This is a genomic window from Romboutsia sp. BSD2780061687b_171204_C1, from assembly GCF_015560225.1.
Taxonomy (GTDB): Bacteria; Bacillota; Clostridia; order Peptostreptococcales; family Peptostreptococcaceae; genus Romboutsia_C; species Romboutsia_C hominis.
In genome coordinates, this window is record NZ_JADMRK010000014.1 from 1 (window position 1) to 26189 (window position 26189).

Annotated in this window: 19 protein-coding genes, 1 tRNA gene and 2 rRNA genes; 20 read left to right on the forward strand and 2 right to left on the reverse strand. The window is 28.3% G+C overall.

The genetic code is table 11. From position 1 onward, the window contains the following. The 8 genes from I2H23_RS13880 to I2H23_RS13915 form a co-directional block, all read left to right on the forward strand. Window positions 1–79 (forward strand): 23S ribosomal RNA (locus I2H23_RS13880); the annotation flags it as partial. A gap of 58 nt (window positions 80–137) precedes the next feature. Beyond that, window positions 138–211 (forward strand) — tRNA-Gly (locus I2H23_RS13885). Between the two features lie 11 nt (window positions 212–222). Further along, a 5S ribosomal RNA gene (rrf, locus tag I2H23_RS13890) occupies window positions 223–339 on the forward strand. A gap of 113 nt (window positions 340–452) precedes the next feature. Further along, on the forward strand, window positions 453–1589 hold the full coding sequence (locus I2H23_RS13895) for an MFS transporter (protein WP_166504838.1): 1137 nt from the start codon (window positions 453–455) through the stop codon (window positions 1587–1589). Between the two features lie 100 nt (window positions 1590–1689). After that, entirely contained in the window at window positions 1690–5217 is a 3528-nt protein-coding gene (gene nifJ, locus I2H23_RS13900; protein ID WP_195581840.1) for a pyruvate:ferredoxin (flavodoxin) oxidoreductase, read from the forward strand. Window positions 5218–5374: 157 nt separating this feature from the next. After that, window positions 5375–6943, forward strand: coding sequence for a murein biosynthesis integral membrane protein MurJ (gene murJ / locus I2H23_RS13905; RefSeq protein WP_195581842.1), 1569 nt, complete (start codon window positions 5375–5377; stop codon window positions 6941–6943). Window positions 6944–7008: 65 nt separating this feature from the next. Then, the gene (locus tag I2H23_RS13910; RefSeq protein ID WP_092923047.1) at window positions 7009–7230 is read left to right on the forward strand and encodes a NifU family protein; all 222 of its coding nucleotides are present in this window, start codon (window positions 7009–7011) and stop codon (window positions 7228–7230) included. Between the two features lie 168 nt (window positions 7231–7398). Then, entirely contained in the window at window positions 7399–10572 is a 3174-nt protein-coding gene (locus I2H23_RS13915; RefSeq protein ID WP_243248315.1) for a ligand-binding sensor domain-containing protein, read from the forward strand. Between the two features lie 53 nt (window positions 10573–10625). Here I2H23_RS13915 and I2H23_RS13920 read toward each other — a convergent pair whose 3' ends face one another. Together I2H23_RS13920 and I2H23_RS13925 are read right to left on the reverse strand one after the other, a co-directional pair. Then, entirely contained in the window at window positions 10626–11021 is a 396-nt protein-coding gene (locus I2H23_RS13920) for an HsmA family protein (RefSeq protein WP_092923050.1), read from the reverse strand. Between the two features lie 5 nt (window positions 11022–11026). Next, complete coding sequence (locus I2H23_RS13925) at window positions 11027–11458, reverse strand: MarR family winged helix-turn-helix transcriptional regulator (RefSeq protein ID WP_243248316.1); 432 nt, start codon at window positions 11456–11458, stop codon at window positions 11027–11029. Window positions 11459–11619: 161 nt separating this feature from the next. Here I2H23_RS13925 and I2H23_RS13930 point away from each other — a divergent pair, with 161 nt between their 5' ends. From I2H23_RS13930 to I2H23_RS13985, 12 genes are all read left to right on the forward strand, one after another. Beyond that, the gene (locus tag I2H23_RS13930; protein ID WP_202819466.1) at window positions 11620–12615 is read left to right on the forward strand and encodes an asparaginase; all 996 of its coding nucleotides are present in this window, start codon (window positions 11620–11622) and stop codon (window positions 12613–12615) included. A gap of 158 nt (window positions 12616–12773) precedes the next feature. Beyond that, on the forward strand, window positions 12774–13421 hold the full coding sequence (locus I2H23_RS13935; protein ID WP_092923055.1) for a hypothetical protein: 648 nt from the start codon (window positions 12774–12776) through the stop codon (window positions 13419–13421). A 77-nt stretch (window positions 13422–13498) separates the two neighbouring features. Further along, window positions 13499–14266: a molybdate ABC transporter substrate-binding protein gene (modA, locus tag I2H23_RS13940; RefSeq protein WP_195581843.1), complete on the forward strand. Its 768-nt coding sequence runs from the start codon at window positions 13499–13501 to the stop codon at window positions 14264–14266. Between the two features lie 28 nt (window positions 14267–14294). Continuing rightward, complete coding sequence (gene modB / locus I2H23_RS13945) at window positions 14295–14975, forward strand: molybdate ABC transporter permease subunit (protein ID WP_195581845.1); 681 nt, start codon at window positions 14295–14297, stop codon at window positions 14973–14975. 2 nt (window positions 14976–14977) lie between these two features. Continuing rightward, the gene (locus I2H23_RS13950) at window positions 14978–16012 is read left to right on the forward strand and encodes a sulfate/molybdate ABC transporter ATP-binding protein (RefSeq protein WP_195581847.1); all 1035 of its coding nucleotides are present in this window, start codon (window positions 14978–14980) and stop codon (window positions 16010–16012) included. A gap of 110 nt (window positions 16013–16122) precedes the next feature. Next, a complete protein-coding gene (locus I2H23_RS13955; protein ID WP_092923064.1) occupies window positions 16123–16563 on the forward strand; it encodes an NfeD family protein in 441 nt (146 codons plus the stop codon). A 41-nt stretch (window positions 16564–16604) separates the two neighbouring features. Beyond that, window positions 16605–17597 (forward strand): SPFH domain-containing protein, encoded by a 993-nt coding sequence (locus tag I2H23_RS13960; RefSeq protein ID WP_092923296.1) that lies wholly within the window; start codon window positions 16605–16607, stop codon window positions 17595–17597. A gap of 387 nt (window positions 17598–17984) precedes the next feature. Next, window positions 17985–19988: a 1,4-alpha-glucan branching protein GlgB gene (gene glgB / locus I2H23_RS13965; protein WP_195581849.1), complete on the forward strand. Its 2004-nt coding sequence runs from the start codon at window positions 17985–17987 to the stop codon at window positions 19986–19988. A 17-nt stretch (window positions 19989–20005) separates the two neighbouring features. Beyond that, entirely contained in the window at window positions 20006–21157 is a 1152-nt protein-coding gene (locus tag I2H23_RS13970; protein ID WP_166504843.1) for a glucose-1-phosphate adenylyltransferase, read from the forward strand. Between the two features lie 2 nt (window positions 21158–21159). Beyond that, complete coding sequence (glgD, locus tag I2H23_RS13975) at window positions 21160–22290, forward strand: glucose-1-phosphate adenylyltransferase subunit GlgD (protein ID WP_195581851.1); 1131 nt, start codon at window positions 21160–21162, stop codon at window positions 22288–22290. Between the two features lie 19 nt (window positions 22291–22309). After that, window positions 22310–23752, forward strand: coding sequence for a glycogen synthase GlgA (gene glgA / locus I2H23_RS13980; protein WP_092923073.1), 1443 nt, complete (start codon window positions 22310–22312; stop codon window positions 23750–23752). 12 nt (window positions 23753–23764) lie between these two features. Next, entirely contained in the window at window positions 23765–26185 is a 2421-nt protein-coding gene (locus I2H23_RS13985; protein WP_195581852.1) for a glycogen/starch/alpha-glucan phosphorylase, read from the forward strand. Window positions 26186–26189 lie beyond the last annotated feature (4 nt).

Consider the following 26189-nt stretch of genomic DNA (forward strand, 5'->3'; position numbering starts at 1 on the left):
TACCTGGTTGATAGGTCGAAGGTGTAAGTGCAGTAATGTATTTAGCTTATCGATACTAATAGGTCGAGGACTTGACCTCATTTAAATGATGAATCTAAATGGTATACAGTTTTGAAAGTACTAATAAAACTAAATATGCGGGTGTAGCTCAATGGTAGAGTTCCGGCCTTCCAAGCCGGCTGTGAGGGTTCGATCCCCTTCACCCGCTCCAGATAAAGATTATGTGGTTATTATAGCAAAGAGGATACACCTGTTTCCATACCGAACACAGAAGTTAAGCTCTTTAGCGCTGATGGTACTTGGGGGGCGACCCCCTGGGAGAGTAAGACGTAGCCACGTAATCTTTTTTATTTTAAGAAACTATTGAAAAATAGTTTCTTTTTTTGTTTATCTATACTCAAATTATAGATAATAGGGAATACTAAATTTTATTTATATTAAGGAGGGATGAATTGGATTTAATTTTATTTAAGTTTTTGTATTTTCTATTATTCTTTGGATTATCAAGTATAGCAGGAATGCTGATTCCATTTTTACAATATAAAGGGTTTAGTCCAATAGAAACGGCTACATTAATAAGTTTTTACACTGTAAGCGGAATTTTGGGACAACTAATAGCAGGTTGTTGCTGTGATAAATTAAAAACAATTAAAAAAATATTTATATTTTCTTTATTAGGTGTAATGTTTAGTACAGCTTTAGCTATTTTTATAAATATTAAAATATTATTTTATATTAGTTTTGTAATTATGGGATTTTTTTATTATATATTGACTAGTATACCTGATAGTTGGGTAATAGAAAGTGGAGAAAATGCAAAGTCAAAATTTGGATTTTTTAGAGCTTTTGGTTCAACTGGGTGGGCATTTGGAGTATTAGCATCAGGAATTATAACAGAAAAGTATGGATATCATATATTAAACATAATATATCTAATAATGTTGTCATTAACTCTATTTATAAGCCTTAAGATAAAAGATACGGTAAAAGAATATAAGGGTTGTGGAAATTTAAAAGAGTTATTCAATAATAAAGAATATATACTCACTGTAATTATATTATTAATAATTTGTATCCCGTTTAGAGGATACTGTCAGTTAGTACCTTATAGAATAGAATATGTAGGGGGAAACACTGTAAACTTAGGAATATTTAATTTTATAAGCTCAATAAGTGAGATAGCTATGCTTATTTTAGCACAAAAAATTATGCATAAATTAAGTCCTGACAAATTATTATTATTATCACCATTAGGACTATTTCTTCAAATACTAATCCTAAGATTTGGAAGTAATATAAATATTATATATATTAGTGCTGTCCTACAAGCATTTACATTACCAATAATATTAGTAGTAGGAAAAATAATAATAGATAGAATATCTCCTAGTAATTTAAAAACATCATCACAGTTAGTAGCATTTGCTATATTTAATAGTGTATCAACTATAATTGGAACTGCTAGTGTTGGATATTTTATAGAGAAGTTTTCCTTGGATAAAGCTAATTTATTTCTATTAGGGTGTAATATGCTATCTATATTAGGCGCATTATATTACGACAGAAATATTAAAGATAGGACTATATAAAATTAATAATATAAATTTATTAAAGTAGAATATTAAAGCTGCTTTATGGAAAAATAATAAATAGAAGTCATGATATTATTTACATAGAAGGAGAAAAACTATGGGAAAAATAAAGAAAACTATGGATGGAAATGCAGCAGCAGCATATGTATCATATGCTTATACTGAGGTAGCTGCAATATTTCCAATAACACCATCATCAAATATGGCAGAATCAGTGGATGATTGGTCAGCTAAAGGTTTAAAAAATATATTTAATCAAAAAGTAAATGTTGTTGAAATGCAATCTGAGGCAGGAGCAGCAGGAGTATTTCATGGATCACTACAATCAGGAGCATTAACTACTACTTATACAGCATCACAAGGATTGCTTCTTATGATACCTAATATGTATAAAGTATCAGGAGAGTTGCTTCCAGGAGTATTCCATGTAAGTGCTCGTGCCTTAGCAGCCCAAGCATTATCAATATTTGGTGATCATCAAGATGTTATGGCAGCACGCCAAACTGGATGTGTAATGTTAGCATCAGGGTCAGTTCAAGAGGTAGCAGACTTAGCACCCGTAGCTCATTTAGCAGCAATAAAAGGAAGACTTCCTTTTATACATTTCTTTGATGGATTTAGAACATCACATGAAATACAAAAAATAGAAGTACTTGAGTACTCAGACTATGCAAACTTACTAGACAAAAAGGCATTGCAAGAATTTAGGAATAGAGCTTTATCTCCAAATCATCCTGTAGCTCGTGGTACAGCTCAAAATCCTGATATATACTTCCAAACAAGAGAAGCAAGTAATAAGTATTATGAAGAAATAGTTCCGATAGTAGAAAATTATATGAATAAAATTGGCGAATTAACAGGTAGACAATATGGATTATTTAACTACTACGGAGCAGAAGATGCAAAAGAAATATTAATAGCAATAGGTTCAGTAACTGAGGCTATTGAAGAAACTATAGATGAATTAAATGCAAAAGGCGAGAAATATGGACTGGTAAAAGTTCATTTATTTAGACCATTTAGTAAGGAACATTTATTAAAAGTAATTCCAAAGAGTGTTAACAAAATATGTGTACTAGATAGAACTAAAGAACCAGGTGCAATAGGAGAACCTCTGTATCTAGATGTACGTGCTGCATATTATGGACAAGAAAATGCTCCTATGATTATAGGTGGTAGATATGGACTTGGATCAAAGGATGTAACACCAACAGATATAAAAGCTATATTTGATAACTTAGTATGTGACAATCCAAAAGATCAATTTACAGTAGGAATAGTTGATGATGTAACTCATAAATCTTTAGAAGTTAAAGAAGAACTTAAAGTAGTAAAACAAGGAACTATAAATTGTAAGTTCTGGGGACTTGGATCAGATGGTACAGTTGGAGCAAATAAACAAGCTATAAAGATAATAGGAGATAATACAGATAAGTATGTTCAAGCATACTTTGCATATGATTCTAAAAAATCTGGTGGGGTAACTATGTCTCACTTAAGATTTGGAGATGAACCAATAAGATCTACTTATTTAATAGATAGTGCAGATTATATAGCTTGTCATAATCAATCATATGTAACTCAATATGATTTATTAAAAGGATTAAAATCAAATGGTACATTTGTATTAAATACAATATGGGATGAAAAAGAATTAGAAGAGCATTTACCAGCAAAGATGAAAAATTACTTAGCTAAAAATAATATAGACTTCTACACAGTCAATGCTACTAAAATAGCACAAGAAATTGGTCTTGGAAATAGAATAAATATGATAATGCAATCAGCATTCTTTAAATTAGCAAATATAATACCTGAAGAAGAGGCAACTAAATATTTAAAATCATCAATAAGTAATGCTTATGGTAAAAAGGGTGAAAAAGTTGTTAATATGAACTATGAAGCAGTAGAGCAAGGTAAGAGTGCTCTAGTAAAGATAAATATACCAGATTCATGGGCAAATGCAACAGATAGTGAAGAACATCATGAAAATGAGCCAGAATTTATAAGAGAAATATTAAGACCTATGAATGCCCAAGAAGGAGATTCTTTACCTGTAAGTGCATTTAATGGAATAGAAGATGGTACATTCCCAGCAGGAACCGCAGCTTATGAAAAACGTGGTATAGGAATTAATGTTCCAGAATGGATACTAGAAAACTGTATTCAATGTAATCAATGTTCATATATATGCCCTCATTCAACTATAAGACCATTCTTATTAAATGAAGAAGAAGTAAATAATGCACCTGAAACTTTCAGAACTAAAAAAGCTGTTGGAAAAGCATTTGGTGGTTTACAATATAGAATGCAAGTAGATACTATGGACTGTACAGGTTGTGGAAACTGTGCAGATATATGCCCAGCTAAAGACAAAGCATTAGTGATGAAACCTCTAGATACTCAGATAGATGCAGAAATACCAAACTGGGATTATGCAGTATCTAAAGTATCATATAAAGGAGATCTAGTTACTGCAAATAATGTAAAAGACTCTCAATTTAGAACTCCACTTATTGAGTTCTCAGGAGCTTGTGCAGGATGTGGAGAAACTGCTTATATAAAACTTGTAACACAATTATATGGAGATAGAATGATGATAGCAAATGCTACAGGATGTTCATCAATTTGGGGTGGTTCAGCACCTTCAATTCCATACACTGTAAATCATGAAGGAAAAGGTCCTGCATGGGCTAACTCATTATTTGAAGATAATGCAGAGTTTGGATATGGTATGTATTTAGGTGTAAAACAAATTAGATTAAAGTTACGTGACTTAATGGAAGAGTTAGTGGCTAGTGAAGAATCTAATGAGTATAAAGATGTATTTGAAAATTGGATAAATACTATGAATGATGGAGAAGCATCTAAAGAGGCTAGTAAAAAGGTTATAGAAGTTATAGAAAACAAATCATTTAGTGGAAAAGCTAAAGAATTAGTAGATGAAATTAAAGCTAGAAAAGATTATTTAGTTAAAAGATCTCAATGGATAGTAGGTGGAGATGGCTGGGCATATGATATTGATTATGGTGGACTTGATCATGTACTAGCATCAGGAGAAGATGTAAATGTATTAGTATTTGATACTGAGATATATTCAAATACAGGAGGACAAGCATCAAAGTCTACTCCATTATCAGCTATGGCTAAATTTGCTGCATCAGGTAAGAAATCTAAGAAAAAAGATTTAGGTATGATGGCTATGAGTTATGGAAATGTATATGTAGCACAAGTATCTATGGGTGCAGATAAAAATCAACTTATTAAAGCAGTAATGGAAGCTGAAAAATATGATGGGCCTTCATTAATAATAGCATATGCACCTTGTATATCTCACGGATTAAAAGAAGGTATGGGAAGAAGCGTTCATAATGAAGCAGAAGCAGTTGCTAGTGGATATTGGCATTTATATAGATACAACCCAGAACTTAAGAAAGAAAATAAAAATCCATTTAACTTAGATTCAAAAGAACCAAAAGGAAATGTAAGAGACTTTATAATGGGTCAAGTAAGATATTCTGCAATAGCTAAGCAATTCCCAGATGTAGCAGAGGAATTATTTACACAACTAGAAGAAAATATACAAGAAAGATATGAAACATATAAGAGACTAGCAGGGAAATAAATAAAGAGTGCGTACTTAAAAGTACGCACTTTTTGTATAAAAATTAAACAAAGTTTAATAATAGTAAAAAAAGTGGTATCATTATATAATAGCTTAAATTAAAAAATTTATTAGAAAAATAAATTGTAATAATAAAATTTAGAAATGAGGATCTAATATGGCTAAAACAACAAAAAAAGCAGCTATTATCTTAATGATTATAATATTAACATCAAAAGTGACAGGTTTTTTAAGGGATATAGTACTAGCGAGGACATTTGGTGCAGGTCATATAACAGACGCATATCTTACAGCACTTAATATACCAGTAGTACTATTTGATGGTATAAGTGCATCTCTTGGAACAACATTTATACCAATGTTTTTTAGTATAAGAGAGAAAAAGGGAATAGATGAAGTATATAAATTTACAAGTAATGTATTAAATATAGTAACTGTAATAAGTATGATATTAATCGTAATAGGAATATTATTTGCTCCATATATAGTCAAGATATTTGCTATGGGATTTAAAGGAGAGGTGTTAAATTTAACTATATCTTATTCTAGAATATTAATTTTTTCTATGATATTTATAGCTATAAATGGTTTAATAACATCTTTTTTAGTTGCATCAGGAGATGTTCACATATCAGGTTTAATAACGATACCATTTAATATATTTGTAATGATAGCAATAGCTTTAGGCTCAATAACAAACTCATATTTTATGGTATATGGTACTTTATTTGCATATATAGCACAGCTTTTATTTCAGATACCATTTTTATTTAAACATGGATATAAGTATAAATTTATTATAGATTTTAAGGATGAAAATATAATAAAGATATTATATCTTATATTGCCAGTATTTCTAGGTTCTTATGTTAACCAAATAAATACAGTTGTTAATAGAACTTTAGCATCTACACTAGATTCTGGGAGTATAACAGCTCTAAACTATGCAAATAAGCTAAATATGTTTGCAGTAGGTATTATAGTAATATCTTTATCTACTGTAATGTATCCAATACTATCTAAATTAGCTAGTGAAAAAAAAATAAAAGCTTTTAAATATAACGTATCAAAATCTTTAAATATAACACTGATAGCTATGATGCCTATAATGGTTATAGTAATGGGATTATCAACACCTATAGTAACTTTGTTATTTGAACATGGATCATTTAACTCAAAAGCTACTGAATTAACATCAACAGCACTACTTTATTACTCTATGGGTATAGTTGCGTATGGATTAAGAGAGATACTTTCTAAATCATTTTATTCACTACAAGATACAAAGACCCCAGTAAAAAATGCAACTGTATCCGTTATAATAAATGTAATATTATCTATTGTCCTAGTTAAATATATGGGTATAGGTGGTCTTGCTTTAGCTAGTTCTATATCTGCTATAGCAACGTCTGTATTATTATTTATATCTCTTAGAAAAAAGATAGGAAGAATAGGTATGAAAAATACAATAATAACTTTTATAAAAGTAGCGATAGCATCAATTATTATGGGGTTAATAATAAAATTTTCATACTATGAGATAGTTAATCTAGGAATGAATATTTTTGAAAAACAAAAACAACTTATAGCCATATCTTGTATAGGGTCTACATTAATTGGGTTAATTATATATATAATATTAACATTAATTTTTAATATAAGAGAATCAAAAGAAGTAGCGTATATGATTAAATCAAAGTTTAGACAAATTATTTATAAAAGATAGATCTATAAAGGAAATTCAAGATTTATGTAGAATACTAAAAGTATTAGAAAATAAGGGGGATAGACATGAGAGAAGAGGTAGAAAAAGCATTAGTGAAAGTTAGACCAATTCTTCAAAGAGATGGTGGAGATGTAGAACTAATAGACGTTAATGACCAAGGAGTTGTATTAGTGAAGTTACAAGGAGCATGTAAAGGATGCCCAGGAGCAACAATGACATTAAAGGCTATTATTGAAAATTTACTTGTTAAGGAAGTTAAAGGTGTAACTCAAGTTATAGGAATATAAAAAAGAAAAGTGCATTTGGCACTTTTCTTTTTTTGCAAAGAGTATTAATTTATCCGTAAAATAGGCACCGATATATTTGAGAGATGTTTTGAAACATATATAAAGTAGAAAAATGATGTACAATATAGTATAATTTTGTAGGAATGATTTTTAAATAAGGGGAAAATAATGAAAAATAAATATATTGCAGGAATGATTTTATTTATAACTATATTAATATTAGGGGATGGATATAAAGTATATGGTTATGATGTACACTTTACAAAAATAAGCAATAAAGATGGCTTGTCTCAGTCAACAGCAGAAGTTATTATTCAAGATCAAAAAGGATACATGTGGATAGGTACTAATGATGGTCTTAACAAATATAATGGGTATGATTTTAAGATATATAGACATAATCAAAGGTCAAAAAGCAGTATAGCGAACAATTACATAGTAAGCCTTCAAGAAGATAGTAATGGAGATATATGGGTAGGAACAGCTAATGGGCTTAGTAAAATAGATATTAATACAGATAAGATAACTAACTATTTTAATGACAAAGAAAGTGGAAATTTATCTCACAATAACATAGGAGATATTCTTATGACTAAAGATGGAGATATAATAGTAGGAACATCAGATGGACTTAATCTATATAATCCTGAAGAAGATAAGTTTGAGCGAATTTTAGGAGGAAAAGAAGATTTAAGTAGCCAATATATACGTGAATTAGAAGAAGATGAGTATGGGAATATATGGATAGGAACAAAAAGTGGAGTAGATAAATTAAATACAAAGAATAAAAAAGTATATAAATATAGTATAGGTGAAGATGTAAATAAAACAATAAAAGATGACATATATGCTTTATTATATGATGATGGGTATATGTGGGTTGGAACTTTTAAAAACGGATTAAATAAAATTAATATAGAAACTAATGAGATAAAAAAATATATACATGATCAGAATAATAGCAAATCCATACCAAGTAACTTTATAAGAGAAGTGTATAAGGATAGTAATGATACATTATGGGTAGGAACAGATAGGGGACTTGCAAAAATAAATGAAGGTAAAGAATTTATTACATATAAAAATGAAAGTACCAACTATAATTCAGTATCTCAGGACAACGTTTTTGATATAATTGAAGATAAAAGTGGACTTATATGGGTTGGAACATATTCGGGCATAAGCATATTTGACCCTAAAAATAAGATAATTCATTATAAAAATAATCCTAATGACAAGAACTCATTAAGTGAAAATATAGTTCATGGTATATATGAAGATGAAGATGAATTATTATGGGTTGGTACAAACTCTAAAGGGATAAACATAATTAATAGAAAAAATGGAGATGTAAGTCATTTAAATAGAGAAAATACAAACTATACACTTAGTGATAATTCTATAAATGATATAACTGGAAAAGAAGACAAAATATATATAGGAACTAGAAGTGGTTTAAATATAATAGATAAGAATGATAATAGTATAATTGTATACGACAAATCCAATGGGCTAAAAGAAGATGATATAAGAACTGTATTTATAGACAGTAAAGATAACTTATGGGTGGGAACTCCAAATGGGATAAGTATAATAAACTTTAAGACTAATGATATAATCAATTTAGATGAAGTTCTAGAAAAGTCAGGAATAGAGTCTTTATTTGCTAAAGTTATATATGAAGATAAAAGTGGTGTATACTGGATAGGGTGTTTTATAGATAATGGTCTTATAAGTATAGATCCTAAATCAAAAGAAATAAAAAACTATAAATATGATAAAAATGATGAAAGTTCTATAAGTTCAAATACTATAAGAGATATAAATGAAGATATATATGGAGATTTATGGATAGGGACTAGTTATGGTTTAAATAAGCTAGATAAAGAAACGGGTAAATTTACTACTTATACAACCCAAGAGGGACTTTCAAATGATATCGTATATGGGATTTTAAATGATTATAAGGGAAATTTATGGTTAAGTACTAATTCAGGTTTATCAAGACTAAATATAAAGACAAAAAAATTTGAGAATTTTGGCATAACAGATGGATTACAAGGTGGAGAGTTTAATGGAAATGCTTTATATAAAAATAAGAAAGAAGAGTTAATATTTGGAGGAATAAATGGACTAAATATATTCCATCCATCTGATATAAATACTGAAAAATACACGCCTAAAGTTATGTTTGATAACTTTGAGATAAATGGCAAAAAATATAATGATATAAATAACATGGAATTTGAGCATGATGAAAATTTCATAAATATAACTTTGTTTTTACCTGATTATAGAAACACTAAGAATATACAGTATTATTATATGCTAGAAGGGACTAAAGAAGGATGGCGTAAAGTTGAATCTAATGATATAAATTATAGCAATTTAGATCCAGGAAATTACACATTAAGGGTAAAAGCAAGGAGCTATAATGGAACGATAACTAGTGAAAATCAAGTTAAGTTTAATATAAAATCCCCATTTTATAAAAGTAACTTAGCAATTTTTATATATATAATAATATTTGTATTTATAATTTATTATAATGTAAATCGAGTGAATCGCTTAGATAATATGGTAAAGAAGAGAACAGCTCAATTAAGAAAAGAGATGCAAAAAAGTAATGAGCTTTTAAATAAGGTAATAGACCTAGAAAGAAGAAAAAATAATTACTTTATAAATTTATCTCATGAACTACGAACGCCTCTTAATGTAATTTATACAACTGAACAACTTATAACAGAATTTAATAAATCTCAAGGTGGTATAGAACGAGAAAAATTATCTCAATATATGATGGTAATGGATAGAAACACCAAAAGATTATTAAGGCTAATAAATAATCTAATTGACACTACAAAGATAGAATATGGCAAATATAAATTAGACCTAAAAGAAAATGACATTGTATATGTGGTTGAAGAAGCCACATTATCATTAAAAGAGTATGTAGAAAACAATGGTATAGAGTTAATAATTGACCCAGAGGTTGAGGAAAAATATATCGTATGTGATGCTAGTGAAATTGAGAGATGTATAGTTAATTTAGTGGGAAATGCTGCTAAATTTACACCGAGGGGTGGAAAAATTATAATAACTATAAAAGAAGATAATGACAATGTAATAATTACTGTAGAAGATACAGGTATAGGTATAGATAATAAATACCATGAATCCATATTTAATAGATTTAATCAAGTTGTAGATGCAAACTCAGAAGTAAAAGGTGGAAGTGGATTGGGACTTACTATAACAAAACAGATAGTTGAACTTCACAATGGTAAGATATACTTAGAAAGTGAAATAAACAAGGGTACTAAGTTTACTATTATCTTATAAAATATAAAAAGAACGTTGTATTAATACAACGTTCTTTTTATATTTTATATCTACTAATGCATCATTCCGATAAACATTCCAATAAAGTAAGGTATAAGCCATATAGACCAAACCACTATACTAAATTTATGGAATACTTTCTTTTGGTTTTCATTATTTTTATATAATACATAAGTTGCCCAAAAAGCATGAAATAGCATAAGAACTATAGCAAGTAAACCTGTTATCCCATGTATACTCTCTGCAACAGGAGAGATAGATAAATTTCCGCTAGAAGCTATACTAGTCATTGTAGTTGTACCTAATGTATCACATACAAGGCCTAACCAAAATATTATAACATGTTTTTTAGTTAAGGTATTAGCTCTTCTTTCGCTAAAAACACCTACAGTGTAAAATATAAGTGCGAATGTAATGAATGTAATAGCCATTATCAGTTTAGTACTCATAGTTGTCACTCCTTAATTTTAGATAAAATATTTTCTAAGTTTAGTTTAAGATCGTGTAAATCTTCATTATTACAATTTCTAAAAGTATTATCAAAACTTTTTTGAATCTTAGATCGAAACTCAAAAGCAAAAGACTTTCCTTTATCAGTAAATTTTAGATAAGTATTTCGTTTATCAGTTTCCTTTTTAAATTTCTCCAAATATCCACTCTGTTCAAGTCTAGCAACTATACCTGAAACAGTACCTTTTGCTAAAGACATTTTTTTGCAAAGATCAGATATTGTTAAATCATCATTGTGAGCAATAATTTTAATTACTATAATTTGTTGATAAGTCAAACTTTCTTCTTTAAAATTGTCTTCTATAGAATACATTGTCTTAGAGTAGAGCTCTTTTAATAGCAAGGTTATTTTAAAACAGTCATATTTTGAATTCAAAAAATCACCTCTATAATTTATTACCCAAAAAGTTTTTATGCAAACAATTAAAAGTTAAAAAGTGAATAATTTATATATAAACTAATTTCAAAAAGATATATAGACAAAGAAAAATAACATATAATAATTAATAAAATATTTTTTTTATAAGGAGGATTAAAGTGATAGGCGCAGTAAATACATATAGAGGAAGCCTAGTTGAGTGTAGCCATAATGTTCATATAGCTGTAGTCGATAGTAATAATAAGTTACTAAAGTATTATTCAAATCCAGAGAAAATTATATATGCAAGATCTAGTGTAAAACCAATACAGGTAATACAGGTTTTAGAGAGTGGAGCTTGTGAAAAATATAATATAAGTGATAAAGAAATAGCATTAATGTGCTCTTCTCACTCTAGTGAAGATTACCATGTAGAGGGGATAAATAGTATATTAAAAAAATCAAATCTTAGTGAAGATAATTTAAAGTGTGGAACTAAGGTACCATTTAACTTAGATGTATACAAGAATTTAATTAGGTCAGGAAAAGATATAACTAAAAAACATCACAGTTGTTCTGGAAAGCATTGTGGGATGTTGATTAGTGCTAAGGCTAATAAGGAAAATTTAGATGATTACTTAGAATTGAAACATCCGGTTCAGCAAAGAATATTAAATAATATGTCTAAGATATGTGGATGTGATAAGAAAGATATTTTAATTGGAATAGACGGATGTGGTGCTCCAACACATGCACTTAAATTAAAAAACTTAGCATATGGATTTGCACAAATGGCTAATCCAACAAATATATATGTAAAATCTGAATACATAAATAGAATAACTAAAGCTATGATTAGTTATCCCGAGATGGTAGGAGGAAGTGATAGATTTTGTACAGAATTAATGAAGGCATGCAAAGGAAGAATATTTGGGAAAATGGGATCTGAGGGTGTATATTTATTAGGAGATAAAAAAAATGGAATAGGTATAGCTGTTAAGACAGAAGATGGAAGTGATATATCCACCAACTGTGCAGTGGTAGAAACTTTAGATCAATTAGGTTTAATATCTAAAGAGGAAAAAGAAAAATTATCTAAGTTTCATAATCCAAAATTAAAAAATGCTAGAGGAAAAATTATTGGAGAAACAAAATCAGAGTTTAAACTTAGGTAATTCGTGGTAAGAATATAATATATTAAATTAATCAAAATAGAGATATATATATTTACAATAATAGGTATAATAAAAGTAAGATAAAATAAAGTATTTACAAATGTTTATATGGTAATTATAATTAAGAGATGCAAAATTTAACAACGAGGTGGCTGGACATGAAAAAGTTAGGAAACGTATTACATGGTTTAAAAGAAGAATTAACAGGATTAGCAGGGGTTATGTTAGCTTCAGAAAGAATGAATACACAAAGATGTATAGGAAAAGATTTAGATACAACTAAGACTATAATAGACCAAGATGTAGAAAAAGAAGAATTAACACAGGAAGAGTTAAATAAGTTAGGAAAAGAAATATCTACAATAGCGAAAGAAATAAAAGGGATATCAGGAGTTATGTTAACATCAGAGAGAATAAATACACAAAGATGTATAGGAAAAGATTTAGATACAACTAAAACTATAATAGATCAAAGTGTTGATAAAGAAGAGTTTACAGAAGAAGAAATAAGCAATTTAGTAGAAGAAGCTAAGAATATGGTAGATACTATGTTAGTATCAGAAAGAATAAATAGTCAAAGATGTATAGGAAAAGATTTAGATACAACTAAAACTATAATAGATCCAAAAGAAGCAAAAAAAGAAATTGACAAAGAAGAAATAGGTAAAAAAGAAATAGAAAAATTAGTACATGAATTAAAAGGTTTATTAGCAGAAATGCTAGTATCAGAAAGAATAAACAGTCAAAGATGTATAGGAAAAGACTTAGACACAACTAAAACTATAATAGATAATAATAAAAAATAATTAAAACACCTACATTAATGTAGGTGTTTTTGATAATATAAAGATGTTATAAAAATTAATTTAGGGAGAAGTATATTATGAAAAAATTTAGCATCTTTATGATAATAGTATGTTTAATAGCTATTAGTATTTTAGGGTGTACAAGTAATGAAAATAATAAAAAACAAATCAATGTTTCGGTAGCAGCAAGCTTAAAAGAAGCAATTTTAGAATTAAAAAAAGAATATGAACTTAAAAATAATAATGTTGAATTAGTCATAAATTATGGTTCATCAGGAACTCTAAAGCAACAAATTGAACAAGGAGCTCCTTGTGATTTATTTATCTCAGCAGGGAAAAAACAAGTAGATGAGTTAAATAAAAAAGGTATATTAAATAAGGAAAGTGTAAGAAATTTAGCAAAAAATAAGTTAGTTTTAGTTAGTAGCAATAATTCGAAAAGTTATAGTATAGACGATCTTATGAGTGAAAAAGTTAAACATATAGGAATAGGGCATCCTGAAAGTGTACCAGCAGGAGAATATGCATATGAAACTTTAAAAAATTTAAACTTAGAGGAAAAAGTAAAAGATAAGTTAGTTTATGCTAAAGATGTAAAAGAAGTACTAGCGTGGGCTCAAGTAGAAAATGTGGATGTAGGATTTGTATATTCAACGGATGCAGTAAACAATAATAAAATTAATATTATAAAGGAAATAGATGATAAATACCATTCACCTATAATATACCCAATGGCGATAATAAAGGATAGCAAAAATATAGAAGAAGCTAAAGATTTCCAAGAATTTTTATTTAGCAAAGAGGGACAAGATATATTAAAAAAATATGGGTATAAGGAAATATAACTATAAAATAGGGGGAATTACATATAATATGAATTTTGATTTGACACCATTAATTATATCTATAAAAACATCTCTAATTGCAACTATTATAACAAGTATAATAGGAATTTTAATAGCATATCTTATGATGAACTATAAAGGAAAATTTAGAACCTTAATCGAAATAATCTTAACCCTTCCTTTAATACTACCTCCAACAGTAGTTGGATTTTGTTTGTTACTTATATTTGGTAAAAATGGGATAGTAGGAAATATATTAATATCAATGAATAAAAATATAATATTTACTTGGTGGGCTACTGTAATCTCAGCAGTAGCAGTATCTTTACCAATTATGTACAGAAGCTTAAGGTCGTCATTTGAACAAATTGATGAAAATATAATACTATCAGCAAGGACTTTAGGTCTTAGTGAGTGGAATATATTCAAAAAAATAATATTACCGCTATCAACACCTGGTGTGATAGGAGGTATAGCATTATCATTTGCAAGAGCAATAGGTGAGTTTGGAGCTACATTGATGATAGCCGGAAATATACCTGGAAAAACACAAACAATACCAATAGCTATATTTTTTGAGGTTGAAAGTGGAAATATGGCTATGGCTAGCTTTTGGGTTATGGTAATAATACTAATGTCACTAGGTATAATGTTAATACTTAATTATTGGTCTAACAAACAATTAAAAATAGTAGGAAAGAGGAAATAATAATGTCTCTATATATTGATATAGAAAAAAGGGTTGGAGAAAAGATATTAAAAGTGAAAATAAATCAAGAATGTAAAAAACTAGTTTTTTTGGGACAGTCAGGCTCTGGTAAGAGTATGACATTAAAATGTATTGCAGGTCTTGAAACGCCAGATAAAGGTAAAATTATATTAAATAATAAGGTATTATTTGATTCGGATGAAAAAGTTAACTTACCTCCTCGGGATAGAAAAGTTGGATTTTTATTTCAAAATTATGGACTATTCCCTCATATGACTGTAAAGAAAAATATAGAGATTGGAATAAGTAATTTACGAAAAAAAGATATAGAAGAATTATCTCAAAGGTATATAAATAAATTAAAGCTTAATGGATTAGAAAATAGGTACCCTTATGAATTGTCAGGGGGACAAGCACAGAGGGTAGCATTAGCTAGGGTTTTAGTTACAGAACCGGAAGTATTGTTACTAGATGAGCCATTTTCTGCGCTAGATTACCACTTAAGAAAAAACATAGGATTAGAAATAAATGAAATATTAAATGAATACAACAAAAATTCAATAATTGTTACTCATGATATAGAAGAAGCATATAGAATGTGTGAAGACATAGTAGTGTATGAAGAGTTAGAGGCTAAGGTTAAAAGAAATAGACATGATCTATTCAATAATCCAAGCACAGTTTTAGAAGCTAAAATAACTGGATGTAAAAACATATCAAGGGTTAAGGTTTTGGAGGATAATACCATATATGCTATAGATTGGGATTTAATAATAGAGGATATAAATGCTAAAAAATTTAAGTACATAGGTATAAGAGAAAATAATATAAGCATAGATAAGGTAGAGGATTCAATAAGTAAAGAATTTGTAGTAGAAAATGTAATAGAAAACCCAGAAACGATAAGTGTCTTTTTAAGAAAAGATAAAAGTAAAAAAGCTATAGAAGTAAGATTAAAAAATAAGGATTTAAAGCTTGTAAGAGGAAATAGAGTTAGTATAAATATTAATAGAAATAAAATATATTATTTAAATTAGAGGAAAACTAGTAAATATTACAATATATTACAGAATTTATAATAAACATAGATATAAATTAAACAATGATATAATACAATTAATATATATTTATATTTAGGAGGGGGTCAATGAAACTAGTATGGTTAGTTGTAGCAATAATATTTGCTATAGCAGAAGCTATGACACCGAGCTTAACGTTAATTTGGTTTAGTTTAGCTGCTGTAATACTTATGTTTTTAAGTAGTTTTATAGAAAGTATAATAGTCCAAGTAATAATATTTGCTGTAATCTCAATAATTCTATTAATAATAGGTACTAGAAAGATAGTTAAAAAAGATAAAACATTTAAGTATAGTACAAATCTTAATGCTGTATTAAATAAAAAAGGCATGGTAACAAAAGATATAAAAGAAAATCAAATGGGATTAGTAGTAGTAGATAATGAAGAATGGAGTGCAATATCTATAGACAATAGTGAGATTTTAAAAGGTGAAGAAGTTAAAGTGATCAAGATAGAGGGAGTTAAGTTAGTTGTAAGTAAACATGATGAAGTATCTATAATTAAATAAAAAGGTATATAAATTATTTAGGAGGATGTATTATGTTTGAAATGATAGGGAATTTAGTAATACCGATACTTATAATAGTAGTAGCAATTGTTATTGCTCTATCTTGTGTAAGAGTGGTAAAACAGTCTAGGGTAGGTATAATAATGAGGCTAGGCAAATTTAGAAAGGTAGCAGACACAGGTGTTCATTTCTTAGTTCCATTTTTAGATCAGATGAGTTATATAATTGATTTGAGAGAAAATGTTGTTGATTTTCCTCCTCAACCAGTTATAACAAAAGATAACGTAACTATGCAAATAGATACAGTTGTTTATTACAAAATAACAGATCCTGTAAGATATGTATTTGAAATAGCAGATGCTATTACAGCTATAGAAAACCTAACTGCTACAACTTTAAGAAACTTAATAGGTGAATTAGATTTAGATGAAACTTTAACGTCAAGAGATGTTATAAATACAAAGATGAGAGCTATATTAGACGAAGCTACTGATAAGTGGGGTATAAAAGTAAACAGGGTAGAGCTTAAAAATATAATGCCACCACATGATATACAAGTAGCAATGGAAAAGCAAATGAGAGCTGAGAGAGAAAGAAGAGAGGCAATACTTCAAGCAGAAGGTAATAAATCAGCTTCAATACTTCAAGCAGAAGGAGAAAAACAATCAGCAATACTTAGAGCAGAAGCTAAGAAAGAAGCTATGATAAGGGAAGCTGAAGGTTTGAAAGAATCATCTATACTAAAAGCACAAGGGGAAGCAGAGGCTGTAAAAGAAATGGCTATAGCTAAGGCACAAGGAGAAGCTGAAGTTATTTTAAAGGTTCAAGAAGCAACAGCTAAAGGATTAAGAGAAGTATTATCAGCTATGAAGGAATCTGATGTGGATGAAAGAATACTAGCTTTAAAATCTATAGAAGCATTAGAAAAGGTTGCCCAAGGAAATGCAACTAAGTTAGTATTACCTTCTGATACAGTAAACTTCTTAGGAACTTTTAAAGGTATAAAAGAAGTCTTAAGTGATGGTAAAAATTAAATTTATTAATTAAGAATAAAAAAATACCGCTAGATGCATACTTGCATCAAGTGGTGTTTTTTTATTGCTTAGAAATTATTTAATTTTAGCAAATTTTATTACTTTGTATATAAAATAAATGGATTACTTAGAAAATAACATTGTCAAAAAAATAATTAAACTAATTAACAACAAAATTAAAAAATGTATTTGAAGTTTATCAACAAATTACATAAGTAGAAGATTATACATAATTCTATTAAATAATAGTATAGATATAGAATATTATGTTAGAATTACACATCACATGACTGAATTTTACTATAAGTTATTTGTTAATTATAAGACTTACTGATATATAATTATATACTATACAGGGGAAAATGAGAGAGGATTGAAAATTTATTTATGAAATATAAAGAAGTAACATGTAATAAATCTATTATAGAAAATATAAAAAAATTTAAAAGTGGTGAGTCCTATAATAGCTATAAATTTTTAGGATGCCATATTCGTGATAATATTACTTCATTTACATTGTGGGCTCCAAATGCAAAGCAAGTTTATTTAACCGGGGACTTTAATAATTGGAATCTGTATCAGTATACAATGAACAATCTAAATAATTTAGGATTTTGGCATATATCTTTAGAAAATATAAAAGAAGGTTGTTCTTATAAATACCATATAATAGGAGCTGATGGAAGTAAAAAACTAAAATCAGATCCGTATTCTAGATTCTCAGAGAAAAGGCCAAATACAGCATCTATTGTATATAAAGAAGATGATTATAAATGGAATGATAAAAATTGGAATATACAACGAAAAAAACAAAATACTAATGAAATTCCAATAAATATATATGAGGTACATTTAGGTTCATGGAAAAGAAAATGGGATGGAGAGTTTTTTGATTATAAAGAATTATATGAACTAGTAGACTATGTAAAAGATATGGGATATACCCATATAGAAATTTTACCAATAACAGAACATCCATTAGATGAATCTTGGGGATATCAAACAACAGGTTATTATAGTAGCACAAGTAGATACGGACCACCAGAAGAATTTAAAAAGTTTATAGATAGATGCCATCAAAATCAAATTGGAGTTATATTAGATTTTGCATATAGTCATTTTTGTAAAGATGATCATGGTCTATATAAATTTGATGGGTCGGCTCAATATGAGTATGAAGAACCGTTAAAAGCTGAAAATATAGGATGGGGCACTGCACATTTTGATTTGGGAAAGCCAGAAGTAAAGAGCTTTTTAATATCTAATGCATTATATTGGTTTAAAGAATTTCATATAGATGGTATAAGAGTTGATGCTGTATCAAGCATGCTATACCTAGATTATGATATAGGCCAGTGGAAGCCTAATAAATATGGTGGAAGAGAAAATTTAGAGGCAATAGAATTTATTAAAGAATTCACAAAGATTATTTATGAAAATGTAGACAATCCTTTGATAATAGCAGAAGAATCAACTGCTTGGCCTATGGTTACAGGACCTACCTATAAAGGATCACTAGGTTTTACATATAAATGGAATATGGGATGGATGAACGACACATTAAAATATATGGAAATGGACCCTATATATAGAAAATATCATCACGAGCTTATAACATTTTCTTTTATGTATGCTTTTTCAGAAAATTTTATACTTCCTCTATCTCATGATGAAGTAGTTCATGGAAAGAAATCTCTTTTAGATAAAATGCCTGGAGATGAGTGGAAAAAATTTGCAGGCTTAAGAACTCTATATGCATATTACATGATACATCCAGGAAAAAAATTATTGTTTATGGGAAATGAATTCGCTCAAGATATAGAATGGAGGTATGCATATGGGCTTGAATGGGAATTGTTAGAGCGAGATCAACACAAAAAAATTAAAGAATATGTAAAGAAACTTAATCATTTATATAAAAATGAAAAAGCTTTATATGAAATTGATAATAGTCATAAAGGATTTGATTTTATAGATCCGCATAACAATGAACAAAGCATAGTAGTACTTATGAGAAAAGGTAAAAAAGTAGAAGATTTTATTATAGCTGTAATAAATTTCACACCTATAGTGCATTACGATTATAAAGTTGGAGTACCGTATGAAGGTACATATGAAGAAGTTTTCAACTCAGATGATGTAATCTATGGAGGTTCTGGTCAAACAATGAAAGGTTCAGAACTTTTCTCAATAAATTCAAAATGGCACAACAAAGAACATCACATAAAAATAAAAGTACCACCATTAGGGGCAACCTTTATAAAAGGAAAAAATCTTAAAAAAATTAAATATGAGATGGATAAGGGGAAAAAGATATTAATCGGTGGGTTAAGTCAAGATATAAAACGTATAAATAATAGCAAGATATTAGTAAAAAAGAAAAAATTATAAATTAGGGGGAAAAGCCATTGAAAAAAGATATTTTAGCTATGATTTTAGCAGGGGGACAAGGATCAAGATTAGGAGTGTTTACAAAAAGAATTGCAAAACCTGCAGTTTCTTTTGGTGGAAAATATAGAATAATAGATTTTGTATTAAGTAATTGTACAAATTCAGGAATAGATACTGTTGGAGTTTTGACTCAATATAGACCATTAATACTAAATTCACACATAGGTATAGGTAGTCATTGGGACTTAGATAGAATAAATGGAGGAGTATATATATTGCCTCCATATATGAATGAGAAAGAAGGAAGTTGGTATAGAGGAACAGCTCATGCAATACATCAAAATATGAGCTTTATAGATGATTATAATCCAGAATATATACTTATATTATCTGGGGATCACATATATAAAATGGACTACAACAAAATGTTAAATTATCATATCGAAAAGAAATCAAAAGCCACAATAGCTGTAATAGAAGTGGGGTGGGATGAGGCATCTAGATTTGGAATAATGAATACTAAAGAAGATGGAAGTATATATGAATTTGAAGAAAAACCTAAAAATCCAAAAAGTAACTTAGCATCTATGGGTGTATATATATTTGAATGGAAGATGTTAAGAAAATACTTTATAAAATCAGAGAAAGAAAATTTAAACTATGATGATTTTGGCAAAGATTTAATACCAAAAATGTTAGAGGATAAAGTAGATATGTTTGCATATCCATTTAAAGGATATTGGAGAGATGTAGGTACTATAGAAAGTTTATGGGAAGCTAATATGGACCTTATAAGATCAAAAGAGGTATTAAATTTACAAGATCCAAAATGGAAAATATATACTAATACAATGGCAATGCCACCGCAATATATTGGTAAAAATTCTAACATAAATGAATCATTAGTAGCTGATGGGTGTGTTGTGCTAGGAGATGTTAAGAGTTCTGTATTATCCCATGGCGTTACTATAGGTGAAAATAGCAATATATCAGACTCTGTGATAATGCCAAATGTCACAATAGGAAAGAATGTGGTTATAGAAAAAGCTATGATAGGTGAAGGTGCAGTAATAAAAGATAATGTAATTATAAGAGAATGTGAAAAGATAAATGTTATTTCTGAGTATGATATTGTTGATGAAGAGCTAATTTCAGAAGGGGTGATGTAATAATGAGAAATAAATGTATGGGGATAATAAATTTAAATAAAAAGGGAGATCCAAATATAAGTAAATTAAATTATGCTAGACCAATAGCATCTACACCTATTGGTGGAAGATATAGAATTATAGATTTCACTTTATCTAATATGGTAAATTCAGGCATAACAAATATAGGTATATTTGCGAAAGAAAAATATAGGTCTTTGACAGATCACATAGATAGTGGAAAAGACTGGGATTTAAGTAGAAAGAAAGGTGGATTATCTATATTTAGTCCAGAACATACGGAACATCAAAATATGTATCCGTATAGAGATGGAGATATATATAATTTATTATGTAATATAGAGTATATTAAAAGAAGTGAAGAGGATTATGTATTAGTTTCTCCAGGTTACATGATATGTAATATCGATTATTTAGAGGTTTTAAAGTATCACAAAGAATCTAATAATTATATAACGCTTATATATAAAGAAATTGACAATGCAAGAGAAGATTTTAAAGGCAATATAACATTAACCTTAAATGATAATAATGATGTATTAAATATGGGTACTAATATAGGGGCATTTAATAAGGCTAATATATACATGGAAATGTATATTATGAAAAGATTAGATTTTATACATATAATAGAGAACCTAACAAATACAGGAGATTTCATGTATTTAGAAGATTATATATTTGATGTGGTAAAACATAAAAAAGTAGGGGGATTTAAATATGCTGGATATCTAAAATGTGTAAAATCTGTAAAATCATATTTTGAAACAAGCAAGGACTTATTAGATATAAATATAGCTAAGGAATTGCTTTATTCAGATAGAAAAATATTAACTAAGGAAAAAAATGAAGCTCCAACTATATATACTGATAGTGCTAATGTAGAAAATTCTTTTATTGCAAGTGGATGCTTAATTGAAGGAAATGTAAAAAATAGTATTATATTTAGAAAAGTTCATATAGAAAAAGGTGTTAATATAGAAAATTCTATAATAATGCAAAATTGTGTCATAGGGGAGAATAGTAAATTAGAAAATGTGATATTTGATAAAAACATAGTTTTATCAAAAGGTAGAGAATTAAAAGGTGATGAAAATTATCCTATAGTTATAGAAAAGAATATAAGTATCTAATTTAAGGGGGAAGTAGTTAGTGAAAGTTCTTTATGTTACGTCAGAATGTTGGCCATTTGCAAAAACAGGGGGATTAGGAGATGTATCCTATGCCCTTCCAAAAGCATTAAAAAAAGAAGGGGTAGACATTAGAGTAATACTACCTAAGTATTCAACTATACCTAATTATCTGAAAGAGAAATTAAAAGAGGTAGCAGTATTTAATGTAGAAGTTGGATGGAGAAATCAATACTGTGGACTTTTAGAAATGGAGCTAGATGGAATTAAATTTTATTTCATAGACAATGAATACTATTTTAAACGTGAAGGTGAAATTGCATACTTATATGGATATGATGATGATGCAGAAAGATATACTTTCTTTAGCAATGCGGTACTAGAATCTATGTCTATAATTGATTTTTACCCAGATGTAATTCATATGAACGATTGGCATACTGGAATGATACCATTAATATTAAAAGAAAAATATAGTCATTTAGAAAAATATAGAAATATCAAAACTATATATACTATCCATAATCTTCAATACCAAGGTGTATTTTCAAATAAAGTATTACCAGATGTATTAGGACTTCCACAATCCTATTTAGATAATGGGGATGTAGAATATTACGGTGGAGTTAACTTTATGAAGGCGGGAATAGTATTTAGTGATAAAGTTACTACTGTGAGTCCAACTTACTCAAGTGAAATACAAACAAAGTACTATGGATATGGCTTAGATGGATTGCTTTTATCAAATAATCACAAATTAAAAGGTATACTTAATGGAATAGATTATGACTTAAATAATCCTTCAACAGATAATGAATTATTTTTTAGATACGATATAAATAGCATAGATAATAAGGTAAAAAATAAATTAAGACTACAGGAAATATTAGGTCTTGAGGTAAATGAAGAGATACCTCTTATAGGTATAGTATCAAGATTAGTATCACAAAAAGGTTTTGATTTAATATCTTATATTATGCCTGAAATACTTAGGGAAAAACTTCAAATAGTGGTACTAGGAACAGGAGAACATCAATATCAATCTATGTTTAATTACTATGATTCAAAATATCCTAAAAAAGTTTCAGCTAGAATAATATTTAATAGCTCTCTTGCTCAACAAATATATGCAGGAAGTGATATGTTTTTAATGCCATCTTTATTTGAACCTTGTGGTATAGGTCAAATGTTAGCTATGAGATATGGAACATTACCGATAGTTAGGGAAACTGGGGGACTTAAGGATACAGTTAATCCATATAATAAATATACTGGAGAAGGAAATGGATTTAGTTTTAAAAACTATAATGCACATGAAATGCTTTTTTGTATACAAGAGGCTGTAAGAACTTATAATGATAAAGAAAAATGGAGAAGGTTAGTTATAAATGCAATGAATACCGATAGTAGCTGGGAAAAGTCAGCTAAAGAGTATATAAAGACTTATAAAGATACTCAGAATTAAAGGGGAGATTCTATGGTCAGAATTACAAAACAAGAATTTAAAGAAATGTTTAATTCAAAAATATATAGCATCTATGCACACTCTATAAATGAAGCTACAAATGAACAACTTCAAATAGTTTTAAGCAGCGTTATAAAAGATATAATAGCTAAGTATTGGGTAGATAATAGACTTAGTACTAACAAAGAAGTTTATTATTTTAGTATAGAGTTTTTAATAGGTAGACAATTAAAATCCAATTTATTAAATTTACAAATAGAAGAAGTGATAAAAGAAGGTCTAGAGGATATGGGAATAGATTTAGATGATTTAATATGTGCAGAAAAAGATCCAGCTTTAGGAAATGGTGGTCTTGGAAGGTTAGCAGCTTGTTTTCTAGACTCAATGGCATCGCTTAATATAAGTGGTCATGGATACGGTATAAGATATAAGTATGGTTTATTTGAGCAAAAATTTATTAATGGATATCAAGTAGAAGTACCTGATAACTGGCTTTTACATGAACAATACTCTTGGGAAAGTATTATACCAAATAAAGCTGTAGTTGTTAAATTTGGTGGAGAGGTTTATTTAGAAGAAGACAATGGAAGACTTAAAGCAAAACATCATGGTTATATACCAGTTATGGCTATGCCATATGACATACCAATAATAGGATATGATAATGATTTCATAAATACATTAAGATTATTTAAAGCAGAAATCTTAAATAGAGATTTTGGAATTAATACATTATATGCAAATACTTTTACTGGTAGCTATGAGCAAGCCTTAAAATATAAATACTACACAGAAGAAATATCTCAAGTTTTATATCCAAACGACTCAAATCATGCAGGAAAACTTTTAAGATTAAAGCAAGAATACTTTTTAGTAAGTTCAGGAATACAAGATATAATAAATAAATATAGAAAAAATAAGTTTGATATACTAGATTTTCCAAAACATATAGCAATTCATATAAATGATACACATCCAACATTATGCATACCAGAACTTATGAGAATTTTACTAGATGAAGAGGGATTATCTTGGGAAGAAGCTTTTGATATAACAAAAAATACTATATCCTATACGAATCATACAATAATGGCAGAAGCTATGGAAAAATGGCCTGTAGATATGATGAAAGAGCTATTACCTAGAATTTATATGATAATAGAAGAAATAAATAAGAGATATGTAGAATATCTGAATCATAAGTATAATGATAATGAAAAAATAAGAAGAATGAGTATAATATGTGATAATAACATAAACATGGCTAATCTATCTATAATAGGGAGTTATAGTGTAAATGGAGTTGCAAAGCTTCATACAGAAATATTAAAGAAAGAAGTTCTAAGTGATTTTTATGAAGATGATCCAGGTAAATTTAACAATAAGACTAATGGCATAGCTCATAGAAGATGGCTTATAAGTTGTAACGAAGACCTTAGCAACTTGATAACAGAGCATATAGGTAATATATGGAAAAAAGATACAGAAGAATTAAAAAGGTTAGAAGATTATAAAGAAAACAGAAATTTTTTAAAGAAATTAGAGTGTATTAAGATAAAAAATAAAACTAAACTTGCTAATTTTATAGCTGAAGAATATGGTATATGCATAAATCCAGAATCAATCTATGATGTACAAATAAAAAGATTACATGCGTATAAGAGACAGCTATTAAATGTACTTCATATTTTACACTTATATCATGAGTTATTAGAAAATCCAGAACTTGACATTGTACCAAGAACATTTATATTTGGTGCAAAGGCAGCACCAGGATATCACTTGGCTAAATGTATAATAAAGTTGATAAACTCTGTGGCTGAAAAAATAAATAATGATAAAAGCATAAATAACAAGATAAAAGTAGTATTTATAGAGAATTACGGCGTGTCTTTAGCTGAAAAAATAATTCCATCAACAGATGTTAGTGAGCAAATATCAACAGCTACAAAAGAAGCATCAGGAACTGGAAATATGAAATTTATGATGAATGGGGCAATAACTTTAGCAACATTAGATGGTGCAAATGTAGAGATATATGACCAAGTAGGTGAAGAAAATATCGTTATATTTGGACTTAAAGCATCTCAAGTATTAAATTACAATAAATATGGAGGATACTCATCTTTAGATCTATATAACTCTAATTTTAAAATAAAGCGAGTTGTAGACGATCTGGTAAATGGATTTATTCCAAATATATCAAAAGAAGGTAGGGTTATATATGATTCATTAATAACATATAATGATGAATATTTTGTACTAAGAGATTTTGAAAATTATATAGAGGCCCAAAGCAAGATAGATACTTTATATAGGGATAAAGAAAAGTGGAGTAAAATGTGTCTAATTAATATAGCTAATTCAGGTATTTTCTCTAGTGATAGAACTATATCTGAATATGCAAAAGACATTTGGTTTAGGGGGTGCTAGATAA

Bases quoted from the DNA above. Each gene is read 5' to 3' on its own strand.
- I2H23_RS13910 (WP_092923047.1), top strand. From the start codon at position 7,009: ATGAGAGAAGAGGTAGAAAAAGCATTAGTGAAAGTTAGACCAATTCTT.
- I2H23_RS13920 (WP_092923050.1), bottom strand. From the start codon at position 11,021: ATGAGTACTAAACTGATAATGGCTATTACATTCATTACATTCGCACTT.
- I2H23_RS13950 (WP_195581847.1), top strand. From the start codon at position 14,978: ATGTCTCTATATATTGATATAGAAAAAAGGGTTGGAGAAAAGATATTA.
- nifJ (WP_195581840.1), top strand. From the start codon at position 1,690: ATGGGAAAAATAAAGAAAACTATGGATGGAAATGCAGCAGCAGCATAT.
- modB (WP_195581845.1), top strand. From the start codon at position 14,295: ATGAATTTTGATTTGACACCATTAATTATATCTATAAAAACATCTCTA.
- modA (WP_195581843.1), top strand. From the start codon at position 13,499: ATGAAAAAATTTAGCATCTTTATGATAATAGTATGTTTAATAGCTATT.
- murJ (WP_195581842.1), top strand. From the start codon at position 5,375: ATGGCTAAAACAACAAAAAAAGCAGCTATTATCTTAATGATTATAATA.
- I2H23_RS13915 (WP_243248315.1), top strand. From the start codon at position 7,399: ATGAAAAATAAATATATTGCAGGAATGATTTTATTTATAACTATATTA.
- I2H23_RS13985 (WP_195581852.1), top strand. From the start codon at position 23,765: ATGGTCAGAATTACAAAACAAGAATTTAAAGAAATGTTTAATTCAAAA.
- glgB (WP_195581849.1), top strand. From the start codon at position 17,985: ATGAAATATAAAGAAGTAACATGTAATAAATCTATTATAGAAAATATA.
- I2H23_RS13935 (WP_092923055.1), top strand. From the start codon at position 12,774: ATGAAAAAGTTAGGAAACGTATTACATGGTTTAAAAGAAGAATTAACA.
- I2H23_RS13960 (WP_092923296.1), top strand. From the start codon at position 16,605: ATGATAGGGAATTTAGTAATACCGATACTTATAATAGTAGTAGCAATT.
- glgD (WP_195581851.1), top strand. From the start codon at position 21,160: ATGAGAAATAAATGTATGGGGATAATAAATTTAAATAAAAAGGGAGAT.
- I2H23_RS13955 (WP_092923064.1), top strand. From the start codon at position 16,123: ATGAAACTAGTATGGTTAGTTGTAGCAATAATATTTGCTATAGCAGAA.